The 19,505-nt window shown below is 23.9% G+C and carries 18 protein-coding genes and 1 riboswitch; of the genes, 13 read left to right on the forward strand and 5 right to left on the reverse strand.

Features of this window, described 5'->3' with window-relative positions; translation table 4 throughout:
- Positions 1 to 125 precede the first annotated feature (125 nt).
- Together DMC14_RS06450 and DMC14_RS02740 are read right to left on the reverse strand one after the other, a co-directional pair.
- Positions 126 to 1,076 carry a hypothetical protein gene (locus DMC14_RS06450; RefSeq protein WP_137412670.1) on the reverse strand — a complete coding sequence of 317 codons (951 nt, stop codon included), beginning with the start codon at positions 1,074 to 1,076 and terminating at the stop codon, positions 126 to 128.
- A gap of 427 nt (positions 1,077 to 1,503) precedes the next feature.
- Entirely contained in the window at positions 1,504 to 2,508 is a 1,005-nt protein-coding gene (locus DMC14_RS02740) for an IS30 family transposase (protein ID WP_137412671.1), read from the reverse strand.
- Between the two features lie 182 nt (positions 2,509 to 2,690).
- Between DMC14_RS02740 and DMC14_RS02745 the strand changes: the two genes are divergently transcribed.
- From DMC14_RS02745 to DMC14_RS02805, 13 genes are all read left to right on the forward strand, one after another.
- Positions 2,691 to 3,116, forward strand: coding sequence for a hypothetical protein (locus DMC14_RS02745; protein ID WP_116171694.1), 426 nt, complete (start codon positions 2,691 to 2,693; stop codon positions 3,114 to 3,116).
- Between the two features lie 62 nt (positions 3,117 to 3,178).
- On the forward strand, positions 3,179 to 4,393 hold the full coding sequence (locus DMC14_RS02750) for a replication-associated recombination protein A (RefSeq protein WP_116171695.1): 1,215 nt from the start codon (positions 3,179 to 3,181) through the stop codon (positions 4,391 to 4,393).
- Position 4,394: 1 nt separating this feature from the next.
- On the forward strand, positions 4,395 to 5,333 hold the full coding sequence (gene pheS / locus DMC14_RS02755) for a phenylalanine--tRNA ligase subunit alpha (RefSeq protein WP_116171696.1): 939 nt from the start codon (positions 4,395 to 4,397) through the stop codon (positions 5,331 to 5,333).
- Positions 5,334 to 5,342: 9 nt separating this feature from the next.
- The gene (locus DMC14_RS02760) at positions 5,343 to 7,514 is read left to right on the forward strand and encodes a phenylalanine--tRNA ligase subunit beta (protein ID WP_116171697.1); all 2,172 of its coding nucleotides are present in this window, start codon (positions 5,343 to 5,345) and stop codon (positions 7,512 to 7,514) included.
- Positions 7,515 to 7,518: 4 nt separating this feature from the next.
- On the forward strand, positions 7,519 to 8,202 hold the full coding sequence (locus DMC14_RS06455; RefSeq protein WP_175393446.1) for a DNA alkylation repair protein: 684 nt from the start codon (positions 7,519 to 7,521) through the stop codon (positions 8,200 to 8,202).
- A gap of 84 nt (positions 8,203 to 8,286) precedes the next feature.
- Entirely contained in the window at positions 8,287 to 9,303 is a 1,017-nt protein-coding gene (gene recA / locus DMC14_RS02770; RefSeq protein WP_116171698.1) for a recombinase RecA, read from the forward strand.
- Positions 9,304 to 9,380: 77 nt separating this feature from the next.
- Positions 9,381 to 10,187 carry a TIGR00282 family metallophosphoesterase gene (locus tag DMC14_RS02775; protein ID WP_116171699.1) on the forward strand — a complete coding sequence of 269 codons (807 nt, stop codon included), beginning with the start codon at positions 9,381 to 9,383 and terminating at the stop codon, positions 10,185 to 10,187.
- Positions 10,187 to 10,606 (forward strand): transcription antitermination factor NusB, encoded by a 420-nt coding sequence (locus DMC14_RS06460; protein WP_116171700.1) that lies wholly within the window; start codon positions 10,187 to 10,189, stop codon positions 10,604 to 10,606. The genes DMC14_RS02775 and DMC14_RS06460 overlap by 1 nt, the downstream gene beginning before the upstream one ends.
- Position 10,607: 1 nt before the next feature.
- Complete coding sequence (locus DMC14_RS02785) at positions 10,608 to 11,357, forward strand: TlyA family RNA methyltransferase (RefSeq protein ID WP_116171701.1); 750 nt, start codon at positions 10,608 to 10,610, stop codon at positions 11,355 to 11,357.
- On the forward strand, positions 11,347 to 12,522 hold the full coding sequence (locus DMC14_RS02790) for an aminotransferase class V-fold PLP-dependent enzyme (protein ID WP_116171702.1): 1,176 nt from the start codon (positions 11,347 to 11,349) through the stop codon (positions 12,520 to 12,522). The genes DMC14_RS02785 and DMC14_RS02790 overlap by 11 nt, the downstream gene beginning before the upstream one ends.
- On the forward strand, positions 12,509 to 12,931 hold the full coding sequence (locus DMC14_RS02795; RefSeq protein WP_116171703.1) for an iron-sulfur cluster assembly scaffold protein: 423 nt from the start codon (positions 12,509 to 12,511) through the stop codon (positions 12,929 to 12,931). The genes DMC14_RS02790 and DMC14_RS02795 overlap by 14 nt, the downstream gene beginning before the upstream one ends.
- On the forward strand, positions 12,924 to 14,171 hold the full coding sequence (locus DMC14_RS02800; protein WP_116171704.1) for a Y-family DNA polymerase: 1,248 nt from the start codon (positions 12,924 to 12,926) through the stop codon (positions 14,169 to 14,171). The genes DMC14_RS02795 and DMC14_RS02800 overlap by 8 nt, the downstream gene beginning before the upstream one ends.
- A complete protein-coding gene (locus DMC14_RS02805; protein WP_116171705.1) occupies positions 14,171 to 15,271 on the forward strand; it encodes a nicotinate-nucleotide adenylyltransferase in 1,101 nt (366 codons plus the stop codon). Before DMC14_RS02800 ends, DMC14_RS02805 begins: the two co-directional genes overlap by 1 nt.
- 196 nt (positions 15,272 to 15,467) lie before the next feature.
- On the opposite strand, the gene DMC14_RS02810 is transcribed toward DMC14_RS02805, so the two are convergent.
- The 3 genes from DMC14_RS02810 to cypl form a co-directional block, all read right to left on the reverse strand.
- A complete protein-coding gene (locus DMC14_RS02810; RefSeq protein ID WP_137412672.1) occupies positions 15,468 to 16,472 on the reverse strand; it encodes an IS30 family transposase in 1,005 nt (334 codons plus the stop codon).
- A 148-nt stretch (positions 16,473 to 16,620) separates the two neighbouring features.
- Positions 16,621 to 18,279 (reverse strand): ABC transporter permease family protein, encoded by a 1,659-nt coding sequence (locus tag DMC14_RS06465; protein ID WP_116171806.1) that lies wholly within the window; start codon positions 18,277 to 18,279, stop codon positions 16,621 to 16,623.
- 1 nt (position 18,280) lies between these two features.
- On the reverse strand, positions 18,281 to 19,396 hold the full coding sequence (gene cypl, locus DMC14_RS02820; RefSeq protein ID WP_137412673.1) for an ABC transporter thiamine pyrophosphate-binding lipoprotein p37/Cypl: 1,116 nt from the start codon (positions 19,394 to 19,396) through the stop codon (positions 18,281 to 18,283).
- A gap of 20 nt (positions 19,397 to 19,416) precedes the next feature.
- Positions 19,417 to 19,504: riboswitch (TPP riboswitch) on the reverse strand.
- Position 19,505 lies beyond the last annotated feature (1 nt).

Genomic DNA, 19,505 nt, shown 5'->3' on the forward strand with positions numbered 1-19,505 from the left:
TTTTAATCAAACTTAATTAATTTATATTTTTTAGCCAAATCACTATAAATTACAGATACTTTTGAATAAAAAGTTTGGTCATTTCGATCCATTGTTCCAATTGTATCAATTGCTTTGATAATATCTTAAGCCATTTCCAATTTAGTTCCTTTATGTTTATTTTTTCAAGAAGAATAATATTTTTTAAACAAATCATAATATTCATCTTTTGTTAAAAGGGGATAAAATCACGAAATGATTTCTCTTATTAAAGCAAACAAAATAAGTATTTCTGAATTATACATATCAGTTAAAATAATGTATTTCTTTTTACCATATGTAAAACTAATAGCTCTTGTAAATGATTTTTCTACATAAGGTAATTTAATTATTTCGACTCCTCTTTGATATAGTAAAAACGAGGCCCTTTCAAACTTGTCTTTAAATTCCATTTTATTGCTGAATAAAATATCAAATATTTCTACTATAAAACTTTTAGTTAAATTATTAGACAATTTAAAAGTTTTTCCATTTAAATCTTTAAAATAATCTTTAATAAATAACTCGCAATATCTAATAAAGGGCAAACGATAAGGTTTAAATATTTTGCATTTATGTATATAAAGATGTTTTTGTACATCTTCAAGATATGCTTCGGGATCCAAAGTTCCATAAAACCTTTTAATTAAATTAAGTTTTTCTTCAGTTGTGAGTTCTTTGATGGGTTCAACATTATTCAAAGTATTAAATATGTATGGGTTTTTTTCTAATACTTCTCATCCAAACACTTTTATTAAACTTTCAGATTTATTTTCATCATAATCATATATTTTTTTATTCTTAAAAAAGTATCATTTATCAGTTAAATATCCAGTTTCTAAATTAAAATAATCCTCAACATCTTGCATAAGATTTAAACTAACATCAGATTTATTGTCATATAAAAGATTAATAAGTTTTCTTCTATCGGCTTTTATTTCAATTGATAATTTTGTTATATTAATATTTAATACTTTTAAAATTATCTTAAAAAATTGACCGAAAGTTGTACAGTCATTTATTTTTTGTTCGATGTATTTTAAATTTTCAAAATTCATAAAATTCCTTAAGATAAAAAGTAATTTCTTTTATTCGCAAATAATCACATATATATATATATATATATATATTATAATATAAAAAATTTAAAAAAATTTTAGATATTATTTTTTTATATGTATTCCAAATTATTGTTTTTTTAACCAATAAAGAAGTTTTTAAATTCTTATTTTTGTTTACTTTATTTAGAATAGTGATAAATTAAAAATAAAATAAAATTTATTTTAAAAATAATTTCCTTAAATGAAATATCAAGTGCAACACATAATTGTGCTTGATGTTTTTATTATATATTTAAAATTTTAAAGTTTGTAAAAATATATGTTTTTTTTGTTTTTATGTATTTTTTAAACAATTTAAATAAACAAAAAACACCGTTTATTCGGTAGAAATAAATTCTAATTTATTTATTTGTTAATTATTAGCTTAGATGTAATTTTCTTTTAAAAATAGTTCTTTTGAAGATTTTCAACCAAGTATTTCTCTTGGCATTTCATTTATTTTATTTGAAATATTTTGTAACGTTTCAATGTTGATTGTATTAAAGTTAAAACCTTTTTTATATTCCCTTCTAATTAAACCATTTCAATTTTCATTTGAACCACGTTGAAATGATGCATAAGGTTCAGCTCGATAAATTTTTATTTTTAATCATTTGGCTAATATTCCTATTTTTTCAAATTCTATACCATTGTCAATTGTTATACTTTTAACAATTAAACTATTTTCTTTTATTAGCTTGCGTAGTTGAGTATTAATTTCATAACCTGATTTACTTAAAACAAATGTTGCAAAGCCTATTCTTGTTTTTCGTTCTGTTAAAGTTAAAATATTTCTGAAACCAGTGCTGCGCTTGCCAATTACTAGATCGGCTTCCCAATGACCATATTCTTGTCTTAAATCTATAGATTTAGGTCTAGTTCAAATCGGAAAAACATAGCTAGCGCTTGTAACTAATCTGCTTACAACTGAAGCTGTTCGTTTGCTGCCCTTTTTATAAAAACTTCTTAATCTATTATGTTTTTTAATTGTTCATTGATTACTTCTTATCCAATTAAAAACAGTTCTTAGCGATGGTAATTTAATTTTAAAATTATTTTTAATATAATGATATGTTGATTTTATACCAAAAAACTTTTTGTCATATTTTTGAATAAAAATTTTAGTAAATTCTTTATAGCTAAAATTAACATTAAATTTAAACATATATTTATGAGAATGTCTTTTAAACGATTTTATATTTGCTGCACAAGAATCATAATTTCCAGTTAAATCAAGATTTCTTTTTATTTCTCTAGAAACGGTTGAAGGACTTCTGCGTAATTGTCTAGCAATTTTTCGTATTGAATAGCCATTATCCATTAATTTTTTGATAAAAAATCTTTCTTCATAAGAAATGTGAAAATATTTTTTAAATGCTTTATAATTCATATTAGGTCTCCTTAGGTGTTTTTGCGAGGCCTTTTTTATTTTTTTAAGTAGAAAAAAATTCAAGTGCCCTCACACTAATATTTTATCAATAAAGTGTTGCACTTGAATTTTCAATTCAGCAATGCACAAAATTGTGCATTTATTTTTTTATTAAAATATAATTTTTTTATTAAAGGGAAAATATGGAAAATAAAAAAATAGGAATTATTCAAATAGTAGTATCAGTTTCAGCAATAATGCTAACAATATTTTTTATTACATCTTTATGTTTAAATTTATCTTACCAATCAGAATTATTTATTAAATATAATTTAAAGAAATATGAAGACTTAATTAAAGCATTAAATAGCAGCGAAGCTGCAAAATTTAAACAATTATCTAATGCATTTTTGGGTTCTTTAATTACTTTTTTATGCATTTTTTTAGTATCAATGGCAATAAATATTATTATTTCTTATTATTCTTGAAAAAATGAAGATAAAAAAATTTTTTGATTTTCTCTTGGTGGTGCATTATTTCTTAAAACTTTAAGTTTAGTTGCTGGAAGCATATTAGTTTACAGAGAAATTAAAAAATGCAAATTAGATCAAAAAAACAAAAATGAATAAGTTCTTATTAAAATAAGAAACTATTTTTATTTAGAACATATTATTCTTATATAATTTAATACATGAAAGCAAATTTAGCAAATTCCTTAAGACCACAAAAATTAGATGATTTTGTTTGTTCTACACAAAAAAGAGAATTATTTCAATCAATTATTGAAAATAAAGACTACTCGTCTTTTATTTTTTATGGTAAACCGGGAACAGGAAAAACTACAATTGCTAATATTCTTGCTAATTCTTTAAATTGTAGTTATGATTTTTTTAATGCAGCTATTGATAACAAAGAAGATTTATTAATTAAAATTAAAAATAATAACATAGTAATAATCGATGAAATACATAGATTAAATAAAGATAAACAAGATATTTTATTACCTTATTTAGAAAATGACTTTATTACTATATATGGTACAACAACAGAAAATCCCTATTTTAAAATAAATCCAGCGTTAAGATCTCGTAGTCATATTATAGAAATTGAATCTCCGAGCACAAAAGATATCATATTTCAATTAAATAAAATAGCTTTTCAAAACAATATTGAATGATTAAAAAACAAAGATATTCAAGAATTTATTGCCATTCAATCTAATTCTGACTTTCGTTCAGCTTTAAACAATGTTGAATTAATAAACAAGTTATCAAAAAAAGAAACAATTTCTTTAGAGCAAATCAAATTTTTAGTACCGTCTATAAAATTTTATTCGGATAAAAATGGAGATGCACATTACGATTTACTTAGTGCTTTCCATAAATCATTAAGAGGATCTGATCCTGATGCAGCGTTATATTGAGGACTATTAATTTTAAAAAGCGGAGATGTAGATAATTTATTTAGAAGATTATTATGTGCCACTTATGAAGATGTTGGTTTAGCCAATCCTGCATTGGGTCAGCAAGTATTAAGCGCTATTGAATCATATGAAAGACTGGGTATGCCCGAAGGCTATTTGCCAATTGGCTTTGCTATATTAAATGTTGCTTTAAGCCCAAAATCTAATTCTAATTATTTGGCAATTAATAAAATAAAAAATTTAATTGATAATGGTTATATTTATGAACCTCCAATTCATCTAAAAGATTCACATTACTCAGGAGCCAAAAAATTAGGAAGAGGTATAAATTATAAATATCCACATGATTATGAAAACAATTATACAAAACAAGAATATTTGCCAAATGAATTAAAAAATAAAGAAATATTTAATTTTCAAAATCAAGGTATGGAGAAAAAAATTAAAGAATATTGAAATAAAATAAAGAAAGAAGAATGATAGTATGTTTGATTTAGAAAAAATAAAAAATTTTGAAGACTTAAAATTAGCTAAAAATGAATTTTCGTCTTCTTTGGAACTTAAGGAACTAATAAATAAATTAAAAAATGCTAATAAAGATGAAAAGGCTTTTTATGGAAAAAAAATTCAAGAATTAAAAAGCAAAGCTGAGGAGTTTTTTGAAGTCGCTAAAAATAAAATTAATGAACTTGAAATTGAAAAAAAATTGCAAAACGAATTTGTTGATTTTGCAACACCTATAGATTATGAAGGTTCCATACATCCTATTAATCTTGTTGTAAATCGTTTTAGAGAATGATTAATAATGAATGGTTATATAGAATTAAATTATTCAGAAATTGAAATTGACAAATATAATTTTGAAAATTTAAACATACCTAAATCACACCCAGCTAGAGATATGCAAGATTCTTTATATTTAAATGATAATGAATTGTTAAGAACTCATAACACTGGTATTAGCGCAAGGGCCTTGGAAATGTATGCTAACCAAGAATTTTCTCAATTCACAATTGGTAAGGTATATCGCAATGATGAAGAAGATAAAACTCATACTCATCAATTTACTCAATTAGACTTGGTGAGCGTTGGAAATGTTTCTTTTGCTTCTTTAATGTACACTTTGCAAGAAATGCTTTCTTATGTCCTTGAAGAAAAAATAAAAATTAGATTGCGTCCTTCTTATTTTCCTTTTACTGAGCCTAGCGTTGAAGTAGATGTATTTTTTAAAAACAAATGAATTGAAGTATTAGGAGCTGGGATGCTTCATGAAAAAGTATTAAAATCAGCTGGATATACTAATTCTATGAATGGTTTTGCAGCTGGAATTGGAATTGAAAGAATAACAATGATTAAATATGATATTGATGACATTAGAGAACTTTACACAAATGATAAAAGATTTTTAAAACAATTTAGATAGGAGTAGAAAATGATTTTTTCATATAAAACATTAAGCAGTTTGGCTAATCTAAAAACCTACACAGTAGAAGATGTTGTTGAAGCAATAAATTCAATAGGTTTTGAAGTGGAAGAATATAGAAAGTTTTCTGATGTAGAAGGTATTCAAATTTGTTATGTTTTAAAAACATATAAGAACCCTGAAGCAGATCGTTTGACTGTTTGCGAAGTAGAATATGGCGATGGTCATAAGGCTATTATTCAAACAACAGCAACAAATATGAAAGAAGGACAATATGTTATGTCATTTGTTCCTGGTTCAAGAAGCAAAAAAACTATTTTTCAACCTAGAAAAATGCAAGGTATTGTTTCAGAAGGAATGTTTGTTGGATTATCTGAAATAGGTTTCGATCCTGAAGTTATTCCAGAAGAATTTCAAGACCAAATTTTTCAACTTGAAAAAATTGATTTAAATATTGATCCTATTAGTTATTTTGATTTAGATGATTATTTAATAGATGTTTCTATATTATCAAATAGGGCAGATGCTCAATCATATTTAGTAATGGCAAAAGAGTTAGCCGCATATTTTGACACCGAAATAAAGTGGCCAAGAAAAGCTAACCCTAATTTATTATCTAATTTTGAAGTAACAAATTTAAAATCTACTAAAGCTTTTAGTTTGATAGAAGCTTCAAATAATAATTTAAAAACATCCTTAAAGGAAAAAATGCTTTTATGAAAGCATGGAATTAAAACTTTCTCAAATGCTGTGGATTTGACTAATTTAGTTTTACTATTTGCCGGAGTACCTTGTCATGTTTATAGTAAGGAAGATTTAGAATCTAATCAATTTAGTGTTGATTATTACACAGGTAAGTTAAATATTTTAGGAAATAAAGAAATAGAAGTGGAAAATGCTTTAGTTGTAAAAAATGGTGACACACCAGTTTCTTTAGCAGCAACAATTGGTTTACAAAACAAACAATTTAATCCTCAATCACAAAAAGCAATTTTTGAAATTGCATCTTTTAACATTTTAGATGTAAGAAAAAACTCAAAGCAAATTAAATTAACGACAGATGCTTCTCAAAGAGCAAGTAGAGATATCTCTAATGGGTCTGTAGTGTTGGCTTACAATTTTTTAGCTAAATATTTAAGTGATTATTCAATTCAAATAAATGCTCCCAAATTACACAAAAAAACTATATTAATTGATAAAGCTTATTTGACAAAATTTGCTGGCTTTAGTATTTCAAAAACTAAAAAATATCATGAAATATTAGGCAAATTGGCAACATTAGACTTTAAATTTAAATCAGATTTTTCAGCAGTAACTTTTCCGACTTATCGCTATGACCTTGAAAGTATTCAAGATTTTGTTGAAGAAGTATTTAGATTTTATGGATATAATAATTTTCCTTTAAAGCAACCCAAACTTTCAAGATTGAACTATGAAAAAAATGAAAATTATAATTTTATTAAAATGTTAGCAAACAAAGACTATTCTAATGTAAGAACATATACACTTATTAAACCAGAAAATAATAAATTTAATCCTTTTAATTTTGAAGAAACATTAAATGCTAAGGATTCAAAAAATTATGATCATTCTCAAATTAGGTTATCTTTTATAGAACCTTTAAATGAAATATTGACTTTTAATAAAAAACAAGGTTTTGACAAAGGTTCTTATTTTGATATCGGAATGATTGGAAGAGAAATGGATGTTTTAGGAATTATTTCTAATTCTAAGCAATTTAATGAAATTAAAAAAGATATTATATCTTTAACTAATCAAAATTTAGAATTTAGAAAAAGTAGTAATGAAATATTTAATCCAAATGTTTCAGCTGATATATTTTTGAATAATGAGAAAATAGGATATATAGCAAAAATACACCCTAAATTAATTAATAACGATGCTATTTTTGTTGAAATGAAACTTAACAAAATAAAAAATATTTCAAGACAATTTAAAAATTACCGCCATGAACCATTAAAAAATAGAGATATTACTATAGAATTAAAAAATAATGAAAGCATCAGTTCCACTATTCAAAAATTAAAAAATATAATTGGAATACATCAATGTAAAATTATTGACGTATATCAAAAAACCGATAATTTAAAAGCAGTAACTTTATCAATTAAAATAGAAGATTGAGCAATTAAACAATTTGATAAAGATTTCAATAATTAATTTTATGAAAATAGAAGAAATACAAAAGACATTATTTTTAATGCAGGATTTAAAATACAAGAAATTTAATTGTAATTTAATACCAGAAATTAATGCAAAAGAAGTTATAGGAGTAAGAGTTCCTAATTTAAGAAAATTTGCAAAAGATCTTTTTAAAAATAATTTATATAAAAAATTTTTAATTAAATTACCACATAAATACTTTGAAGAGAATTCGATACATGGCTTTATTATTAATGAAATGGAAAATTACGATGAAGTTATTAAGCAATTAAATATATTTTTGCCTTATGTAAATAATTGAGCTAATTGTGATTTAATAAATCCTAAAAAATCTTTTATTAAAAATATTAATAAATTAGAAATTCAAATTATAAAATGAACTAAAGCAAATGAAATTTATACAATTAGATTTGCAATTAAAATGCTTATGACATATTTTTTAGATGATTCTTTCAAAAAAGAACATTTAGATATTGTTTTATCAATAAAATCTACAAATTATTATATAAATATGATGCGTGCTTGGTATTTTGCTACAGCCCTTGCAAAACAATATAATAGTACTATTTCTTATATTGAAAATAAAAAAATTGATAATTGAACTCACAAAAAAACAATTCAAAAAGCAATTGAAAGTTTTAGAATTAATGAAAATCAAAAAAAATATTTAAAAAAATTAAAATAAACTAATGGTTGTTTTCTTAAATGTTTCTCAAATTTTAAAAAAATTAAAATATTATATTTATAGTTAATTTATGGAGAATAAAAAATGGAAAAAGAAAAGAAAAAAGAAAATAATTTTTTATTAGAAAATAAATTATTAAACGAAACATTAAAAGAAATTGAAAAAAAGTTTGGCAAGGAATCTATTATGGTTTTGGGAGAAGGTGTAGATATTATTCCTAAAACATTTAGTTCTGGGTCTTTGTGAATTGATAATATTCTTGGAATAGGTGGTTGACCTAGAGGACGAGTAATAGAAATTTTTGGGCCAGAAAGTAGTGGAAAAACTACTTTAGCTTTGCATGCTATTGCTGAAGTTCAAAAACAAGGGGGGGTTGCAGCATTTATTGATGCTGAACATTCAATCGATCCTATTTATGCAAAAAATTTAGGAGTTAATATTAATAATTTAATATTATCACAACCTAGTTCAGGAGAAGAAGCATTAGAGATTGTAGATACTCTAGCTAAAAGCGGAGCATTCGACTTAATTGTAGTAGATTCAGTTGCAGCATTAGTACCAGAAGTTGAACTAAATGGCGAAATTAAGGAACAAACAATAGGCGCTCAAGCTCGTTTAATGTCTAAAGCTTTGCGTAAAATTACTGGTACACTTTCAAAAAACGAAACTTCAGTAATCTTTTTAAATCAAATTAGAGAAAAAATAGGGGTTATGTTTGGAAATCCAGAAACAACATCAGGAGGAAAAGCTTTAAAATTTTATGCTTCAATAAGATTGGAAGTAAGAAAATCACAAAATATAACATATAATGGTGATATTACTGGAAATTTAATAAAATGTAAAGTTGTAAAAAATAAACTAGCCCCACCATATAAGACGGCACAAATTGAAATTGTATTTTCTAAAGGTATATCAAAAATTACCGAAATAATAACTATGGCAGAAGAATTTTGTATTATCAATAGAAAGGGCTCTTGATATAGTTATAATAATGAAAATATAGCACAAGGACAAGTAAATCTTGCCTTGCTATTGCAAACAAATAAAGAATTATATAATGAAATATATAATTTAGTAATTGAAAAACTAAATGAAAATTAATAATAAAGCATAATTTCTATTTTGCTTTATTTTTGTTTATAGCAAACAATAAAAATAAATTATATATAATTTAAACTATGAAAAAAGAAAATTTAAATATTTTATTTTTGGGAGATATATTTGGAACTCCTGGAATTACTTTTGTAGAAAAACAAATTAAAAAAATAATAAAAGAAAATGACATTGATTTTGTTATTGCTCAAGCTGAAAACGTTTCAGGAAGAAAGGGTTTTATTCCAAAACACTATAACCGTTTAAAATCTATGGGAATTAATGCTTTTACTTTGGGAAATCATGTTTGAGCCAAAGAACAAATTAAAGAAATTATTAATAATGATGATTTAATAAGACCTATCAACATTAATGAAGGATATCCTGGGAAAGGAATTAGAATCTTTGAAATAAAAGGAAATAAAGTAGCCATAATGTCTTTTATGGGAATTACTTTTAATCCTTTATTAAGCCCATGAAAACAAGATTCGGCCAATAACTTTTTTGACAAATTTGATGAAGCGTATGAATCAAATAAAGCAGATTATTATATTATAGATTTTCATGCCGAAACAACTTCAGAAAAATCAGTATTTGGTTTATATGTTGATGGTAAGGCTGATGCTTTAATTGGTACTCACACTCACATTCAAACAAATGATGCAAAAATATTGCCAAAAGGTTCTTATTATTTAACAGATGCTGGAATGTGTGGACCAAGAGACTGTGCAATAGGATCTAATTTTGAAGAAGTATATAAAAAAATGCGATACGATTCAAAATTACCTTTTAAGGTTTCAGATAACAAATGTGAATTAAATGGAGTAATTTTTACTTTAACTAAAAACAAAAACAACAAACAAATTAAATTAATTAACATATTGGAGGATTAATGGAGGAAAACAATAAAAATCTTTTTTTATGAAAAAGATATAAATTTAGAAAAAATATTATTAATTATATTTATCAATTTGAATTGTTTGATAGGGAATTAAATTCAGAAGAAATAATAAATAACGAATTAAATGATATAAACAACAAAGAAATACAAACCTTAAAAATAATAGAATCAAAATATTTAATTATTAGTAATATTGCAAAAAATTATATTTCAAAAGATTGAGAATGAAAACGTATAAGTCCATTAACAAGAGCAATTTTAATTTTTGGTATATACGAAATGACATATAATGAGCCAAAAATAGTTATTAATGAAATGATTAATATTTCAAAAATATTTTCTCCAAACGAAGATTATAAATTTATTAATAAAATATTAGATTTAGTATCAAAAAATATAATAAATAAATAAAATGAAAAAAACATTAAAAGAACTTTTAAAACTTAATTTTAATTTTGAAGATGATAAAGAAATAGATTCAATAGTGATGCAAGGCAAAGTAATAGTAAATAATGAAAAAATACTATTATCCAGTCTTAAATTTCCTGAAAATGTAAAAATAAGAATAATAAACCATAAAATACCTTATGTTTCAAGAGGGGCTTTTAAACTAAAAGAGGCTCTTAAACAATTTAAAGTAGATGTTAATAACAAAATTTGTTTAGATATTGGCTCTTCGACTGGCGGCTTTGTTCAAGTGTTATTAGAAGCAGGGGCTTCTAAAGTTTTTGCTTTAGATTCTGGAACAAACCAATTGGATTATTCTTTAAGAATTAATGAAAAAGTTATTGTTTATGAAAAAACTAATATTAAAAATATATTATCTTCAATGTTTAATGAAAAAATTGATTTAATTACATGCGACGTGTCTTTTATAAGTTTAAAGTATGTTTTTGAAGCTTGTTCTAAGACGTTTGAAAAAATTGACAATCTTATTGTTTTAATAAAACCACAATTTGAAGCAAGTAGCAAATATGTTGAACAAGGTGGTTTTGTAAAAGAAGAACACCACAATTTTATTATTAATAGAGTTTTAGAATATGCAAATAATTATGGTTTTAAATTATTAAATCCTATTGTAAAAAGCCCAATACTGGGAGATAAATCAAAAAACATTGAATATTTAGCAAATTTTCAAAAAGGAGATACAAATGAATATTAAAAAAATTAAAAATTTATTTCCAATGTTTAAAAATAATAAAAAGATTGTTTATTTAGATAACGCGGCTTTAGCTTTTAAACCTAAAAGCGTTATAAATAAAGGAATTGAATTTTATGAAAAATATTCAATTTCTACTAGAACCGCCGATTCAATTTTAGGATATAAAATGGCTAATGATTTACTAGATGTAAGAAAAAAAATAGCTAATTTTATAGATTCGAAACCAAATGAAGTTATTTTTAATTCTGGCTCTACAGAAGGATTAAATACTATTGCTAAAATGTTATCAAATATTTTTAATGAAGGAGAAATTATATTTAGTTATTATAACCATTCTTCTGCTATTGTTCCTTTTTTAGAAAACTTTAAAAATAAAAATTTTAAAGTTTTATATTTTTCTGCTGAAGAAGAAATAATTAATGCTATTAATTCTCAAACCAAAATTGTTGTTATACCTCAAATTACTAATAATTTTCAAATGAAATATAATTTCAAAAAAATTTATGAAAAATGTAAAAAATACAATGTCATTTTAATTAATGATGCAGCACAAGCAGTGGTTCATGAAAAAGTAAGTTTAAAATTAAGTGATGTTATTGTGTTTTCTGGAAATAAACTTTACGGACCAACAGGAATAGGGGCTTTAATAATAAAAGAAGAATTGTTAAATAAACTTTTACCACAAAAATGAGGAGGCGGACAAGTTCAAGATATTTATGATTCTTGAAATTGAAATCCTAGAAATACTATAGGCAAATGAGAACCGGGGACAGCTAATTTTGCCGGAATTTTGCAATTAGGCGAAGCTATTGATTTCTTTACAAATTATGATTTAAAATGCATTAAAGATCACGAAAAAGAGATAGCTAATTATGCTTATGATAAATTATTATCCGTAAATAATATTAAAATCGATTCTAAAAGAGGAGACAATATTATTTTATTTAATATAGAAAACATTCCTTCTCAAGAAGTTGCTTACTATTTAGGCAAAAGAAATATATATGTTAGGGCGGGTGCTTTTTGTGCCTACAAATTTAAAGAAATAAAAAAATTAACAAATTCATATGTAAGAGTATCTTTAGCTATGTATAATACAAAAAAAGATATAGATATATTGGTAGAAGAATTAAAAAAAGGAGGTAATTTTATTGAAATCTTTTAATAATATTGAAAAACAACAAGTAATATTTAATGCTTATTCTAGTCCTAAATACTCTTTAAAAGAAAAAAAAGAAGGCGGGATTATAGAGCATTCATCTATTTGTGTTGATGAGATTAATTTATATTTAAATTTTAAAAATGATAATTTAATAGAGGCTAAGTATTTTGCTACTGGGTGCGCAGTTTTTATTTCAAGTATTGAAATAATGATTAAAAATTTATTAAATAAATCAAAAAAAGAAATATCTATTATTTTAAATAATTACTTTAACATGATTAATCAAAATGAATATGATAAATCTATAGAATTAAATGATTTATTGGTTTTTGAAAATGTAAAAGCTCATTTAAATAGATTAGAATGTGCCTCAATAATTTATAGAGCTTTTAAGAAGGGTATTAATGGCTAAAATAATTTTTCATATTGACATGGATGCCTTTTTTGTAAGTTGTGAAAGAGCAAAAAATAACTCTTTAATAAATAAGCCCATAGTAATAGCATCAAACTTAAAAAGGGCTATTATTTCTGCAGCCTCATATGAAGTAAAAAACTTGGGTTTTAAAACAGGAGACCCTTTTTATAAAGTAAAAAAAGTAATAAAAGATCTTGTTATTATTGAACCTCACTACGATTTATATTCAATGATGTCTACTAAAATTTTTGAATTTATTGAAAACAATTTTTCTAAAGATTTAGAAATATATTCTATAGATGAATGTTATATAGATGTTACTCAAAAATATAAAAAATATGGAAGCCCTGAGAATATGGCTAAAGAAATTCAAAAGTCTATACTTTTACACTTTCAAATTCCATGTTCAATAGGAATTTCTTATACAAAATTTTTGGCAAAAATGTCCACAAATAAAGCTAAGACTTTTGGTATTGTGGAAACTAAAAAAGAGGATATACCTTCTTATTTTTATAATTTACCTATTAACAAAATTTTTGGAATAGGCAGAGCAAATGCTCCTAAATTAAATAATGCAGGAATTTATACATATGAAGATTTATTGAATTGCAAAAACGATGTTTTGTTAAGAAAAATATTTGGTAAAAATTATTATTATTTAATAGGAGACTTAAAAGGAGAAAACGAAAAAAACCAACATGTTTTAAGCAAAACAGTTAAAAGTATAAGCAATTCAGAAACCTTTATGATTAATGATTCTAATAATTATTTATTTGTAATAAATGAATTAAAAAAAATTATTAATAATATTGTAAATAGAGCAAATGATTTAAATCTTGAATGTAAAGAAATTTCTATATCATTAAGAACGCAGGAAAAAAATTGATTAAAAAAGAGCAAAACGCTTCCTAATTGAACAAATGACTTTGAGGTTTTATGGCAATATGCTTTAAATTTATTTAATACTTTATGGAATGATGAATACATTAGAGGTGTCGGAGGGTCTTTATCTTATTTAAAATCGATATTTGATAATAATAAAACTATAAACCTTTTTGAGCAAGAAAAATTATCTAAAATTGATAGAATAATAAATAATAGTAATTATCGTTTTGGAAAAAATTTATTAAAAACAGGAGCACAATATTTAAAAGAAAAAAGCGCTCAACAAGAAAATATTAAATTTTTAAGAAAAAATAAAAAACCTTATAATAAAAAAATCAATTTGGAGGAATAATGAAAATAGGTATTTATGGTGGTAGTTTCAATCCTATTCACAAGGGACATATTGAATTGGCAAAATATGCTATTAAACATTTAAAACTGGATAGTTTATATTTTGTTCCAACAAATAAAAATCCTCTTAAAAAAGAATGTCATTATGCCGATAACAATCACAGAATAAACATGATTAATTTAATTTTAGAAGAAAAAATGTTTGTAAGTGAATTTGAAACTAAAAGAAGGGGTGTTTCATATACAATCGATACCGTAAAGTATTTTAGATCTAAGTTTCCAAATGATGATATTTTATTTTTTATTGGAACAGATAATATTCCCTTGCTAAACAAATGAAAAGAAATTGAAAAAATATCTAAGAATGTAAAATTAGTTGCATTTAATAGAGGAAATAAATTTTCAAAATTAAATGTAAAAAAATATAATGTACAAATTTTAGATAATCCTATTAATAATTTTTCATCTACTAAATATAGAGAGGGGCACTTAGACCAAGTTCCAGAAATAATTCAAGAATATATTGGAAACAACTTTTTATATTTTGATGAAATATCTAAAGGTATTTTATTTGATAAAAAAGATAAAGAAAAACAATTTAGATATTTTCATCTCGGATGAACCGCTGAATTTGCAGCTAATTTAGCAAAACATCTTAATTGCAAAATTAAAGATGCATATCAAGCAGGTTTGGCTCATGATATTACTAAAAACTGAACAATAAATGAATCTTATAATTTCTTAAAAAAATATGGGTATAATGAAACTAATCTTGAACCATATAAACTACATCAAACAACCGCCTATTTTTGATTGAGAGATATTTATAAATATAATAATGAAAATGTTTTACAAGCAATTAAAAAACACACTTCTTTAGATTTTGAATTGAATCTATTAGATAAAATATTATATGTAGCCGATAAAATAAGCAAAGGTCGGAAATGGGAAGGTATTGAAAAAATTAGAAAACTTTGTTTTCAAGATTTTGACAAAGCTTTTAAATATATTGTTTCAAGAACTGAAAAATATGAAAGCCAAGTTCGAGGTCATAATTTTTCTAATGAGCAAAAAGAAATATACAAAAAGTGAGGCAATTAACCTCACTTCCTTAAATGAAATATCAAGTGCAACACATAATTGTGCTTGATGTTTTTATTATATATTTAAAATTTTAAAGTTTGTAAAAATATATGTTTTTTTGTTTTTATGTATTTTTTAAACAATTTAAATAAACAAAAAACACCGTTTATTCGGTAGAAATAAATTCTAATTTATTTGTTTGTTAATTATTAGCTTAGATGTAATTTTCTTTTAAAAATAGTTCTTTTGAAGATTTTCAACCAAGTATTTCTCTTGGCATTTCATTTATTTTATTTGAAATATTTTGTAATGTTTCAATGTTGATTGTATTAAAGTTAAAACCTTTTTTATATTCCCTTCTAATTAAACCATTTCAATTTTCATTTGAACCACGTTGAAATGATGCATAAGGTTCAGCTCGATAAATTTTTATTTTTAATCATTTGGCTAATATTCCTATTTTTTCAAATTCTATACCATTGTCAATTGTTATACTTTTAACAATTAAACTATTTTCTTTTATTAGCTTGCGTAGTTGAGTATTAATTTCATAACCTGATTTACTTAAAACAAATGTTGCAAAGCCTATTCTTGTTTTTCGTTCTGTTAAAGTTAAAATATTTCTGAAACCAGTGCTGCGCTTGCCAATTACTAGATCAGCTTCTCAATGACCATATTCTTGTCTTAAATCTATAGATTTAGGTCTAGTTCAAATCGGAAAAACATAGCTAGCGCTTGTAACTAATCTGCTTACAACTGAAGCTGTTCGTTTGCCGCCCTTTTTATAAAAACTCCTTAATCTATTATGTTTTTTAATTGTTCATTGATTGCTTTTTATCCAATTAAAAACAGTTCTTAGTGATGGTAATTTAATTTTAAAATTAGTTTTAATATAGTGATATGTTGATTTTATACCAAAAAACTTTTTGTCATATTTTTGAATAAAAATGTTAGTAAATTCTTTATAGCTAAAATTAACATTAAATTTAAACATATATTTATGAGAATGTCTTTTAAACGATTTTATATTTGCTGCACAAGAATCATAATTTCCAGTTAAATCAAGATTTCTTTTTATTTCTCTAGAAATGGTTGAAGGACTTCTGCGTAATCGTCTAGCAATTTTTCGTATTGAATAGCCATTATCCATTAATTTTTTGATAAAAAATCTTTCTTCATAAGAAATGTGAAAATATTTTTTAAATGCTTTATAATTCATATTAGGTCTCCTTAGGTGTTTTTTGTGAGGCCTTTTTTTATTTTTTTAAGTAGAAAAAAATTCAAGCAACCTCACACTAATATTTTATCAATAAAGTGTTGCACTTGAATTTTCAATTCAGCAATATAGGAGAAAAACTCCTATATTTTTATATTCATTTTTGTTTAGTAAATTTAACTCTAATTAAATAAGCGACTAAATTAACTACTGCGATTATTATCATACCTATTCATAAATAAGGAGCTATATCAGAAATTTTTTTTACCTTATTTAATGTCGCTTGTTCACCCAGAAGTGAAGAAGACAATGAACCGAAAGTTATAAAATTACGTATTGTTTTCTCTATTTGAAAACTACCCAATGTTATAAAATCTAATCTAACTAAAGGTCTAATATAATGACGATAAATTCAAAAATTACTATAATTCATTTTTTTTAATTCATATATTTTTTCAGTACTAATTGCATTAGTAGCCTGAGCTAAATTTCGTGACAACGATGTTACACCATGTATAGCAAAGGCAACAACAAACCCGGCTGCATATACGTTAAATAAATTTGAAAATAAAAGAAAAATTGTCACAACAGGCATGGCCCTAATAAACATATTTGTATATTTTATAATTGTACTAATTTTAGAACCAACTAAAGATTTTGTCATTATTAGTATTCTAAAATATGAAATAATATATATCAATACTCAAGTAACAAAAACTAAAGCGCCCAATTGCAATAATATATAAAAGATACCATCTTGGCTTAAATCTAAATGAACTTGAGATCAATTAGCTTGAAACATTTGTTTAAAATAATTTGATACTTCAGAAGCATAAAATTTTTGTCCAACTAAACTTGCTATGCCAAAACCACAAATAACTAAAGCGCTAATAATTAATAATCATCCAAAAAAACGTTTAATTATTTTTTTGTCTTTGTATTTTTTATGATTTATTTCATTAATAGTTTTAGATTCAAAAAATAGTTTATTAATATTTTGACTTATAATTTCCACTATTACCAAAAATATAACTAATATTAATAAAGGTATCAGGATTTGATTAAATTCAATAGGTTCTTGTTGTGGATTAGTAAGTATTCCTATACCTAAATACCCTAATTGTGCTAAGATTGTAGCTCATCTTAAATTAGATTCAAATGCATAAAAAAAGAACCCTATAATTTTTCTTTTTATTTGTGGCCAAATTTCAATTCAAAAAGCTTTAAATTTTGAATTTCTTATTTTAACCAAATGATAAAAAATGTTAAAATTTGCATTTTCAATTGTTTGCGAAAAATATTCATGTAATCATAATCATGTAAATCAAGTTAAAATAAAATGAATACTTAGAGTTTTATCAAAAGACACTTTAAATAAATATATAAAAAATAATTCAGGAAATATTCTTAGAAATATAACTAAAATTTTTACTGGTATTGCAATGTATTTTGAATTAGTTTTATAATTTGCAAAATAAGAAGTTATAAAAGCAAAAAACAAACCCAAGGTTGTGCTTAAAAAAACTATTTTAACACTATTTCAAAGAAATTTAATTGATATTAAAAATAAATTTTCTTTATATAAATTACTAAAAGAACTAGGACTAAAAAAATCTTTTCAATTTTTAAAAAATAAAGACCAACCATTTTTAGCAAAACTAAAATTAATAATAAAAATTGAGCCTATAAAAGCAGCAATAATTAATATTCAAATAATCACTTTTAAATAAGACCTTATTGGTCCTTTTTTCAAAGTGGCATTATTATCAATTTTTATTTGTTCTCTAAAAAGTCCATTGGTAGCATGCATATTATTTAAATAAATTATTATATGGATCAATTACTTCTGTTTTAATGTCATTTATTATTTTATAACCATTAAATCCCACTCTTGGTCCATAGTTATCCTTTCCTTCCTTTCACAATGAAAATATAATTTCTTTCAATATTTTAATTTGTTCATCTGAAAATGTATCTTTATTAACTGCTATTACATTATATTTTAATGGTTCGGTTGCGGTTAGAAACTCTATTTTTGAATTCGGATCTTCTAAAGTGTAGTAATTTCCATTTTTATTATTTGTATAAGCAAAAGAACCCATTTCATCAAATACAATATGATAATTTTTTAAAGACCCTTTTCCTATATTTTTTGCTTTTTCAATTAAGTATTTTTTTGAATTTTTTAAACTGTCAATAGCAAAAGAAGTAAATTTATTATTTTCTAAATTAAAATGTTTTTTAAATAATGCTTCTGGCAATATATACTTAGATCCACTTGTTGCCTTTCCTAAAACAATACCAAAATTTCTAAAAGTATTTCAATCTTTTTCTTCTCAAGCTTTTTTAATTTGTTTTAGTTGCTCTTCATTACCTTGAATCATTATAATTCCTCGATAATAATCTACAAGTGTGTCCTTGTTTGCATAAAAAGTTTCATAAATATGACCATTTCATTTATATTCTTCATCGCTTCAATCTTTATAAGGTTTTTTATCAAACAATTCTTGAACATTTTTAGCTATTTTTCTTAATTTGTCATTTTCTAACCCATTTGAATATAAATCACTGGCATTTAAATCAAATTTAAATGCTCTTGTTAATGTTTGTATTATTGGAATAATATTTTCTGATTTTTGTTTTATTAAAAGCGGAGTTGTTATAGTGGCAATATTAACGGTTCCCTTTTTCAACAATGAAACTGTATCATTATTTTCTGCTACAAAAGTAGTTTTATACTCTAAATTTTTGTTATTTGTTTTTTCTTTGTATTGTTCAAAAACTTTTATAAAAAAATCTTCATTCTTTTTGCCATATCATGGAGAATTGAGCCCAAAAAATAAACCTTTCTTATTATTACAAGAAATAGCTGCCAAAGGCAAACCAAAAGCACATAGACTACTTAAAAATATACTTATTTTTTTCATAAAATACCCCTTAAAGAGATACTTAAAAATAAGAAACTCACTACGCTAGTATTGACTAGATCAGTTAATGAGGGTATTTCTCAGCTTTAAGCACCCCTGTTCTTTAAAA

This window comes from Metamycoplasma phocicerebrale (assembly GCF_003383595.3).
GTDB classification, from domain to species: Bacteria; Bacillota_I; Bacilli_A; order Mycoplasmatales; family Metamycoplasmataceae; genus Metamycoplasma; species Metamycoplasma phocicerebrale.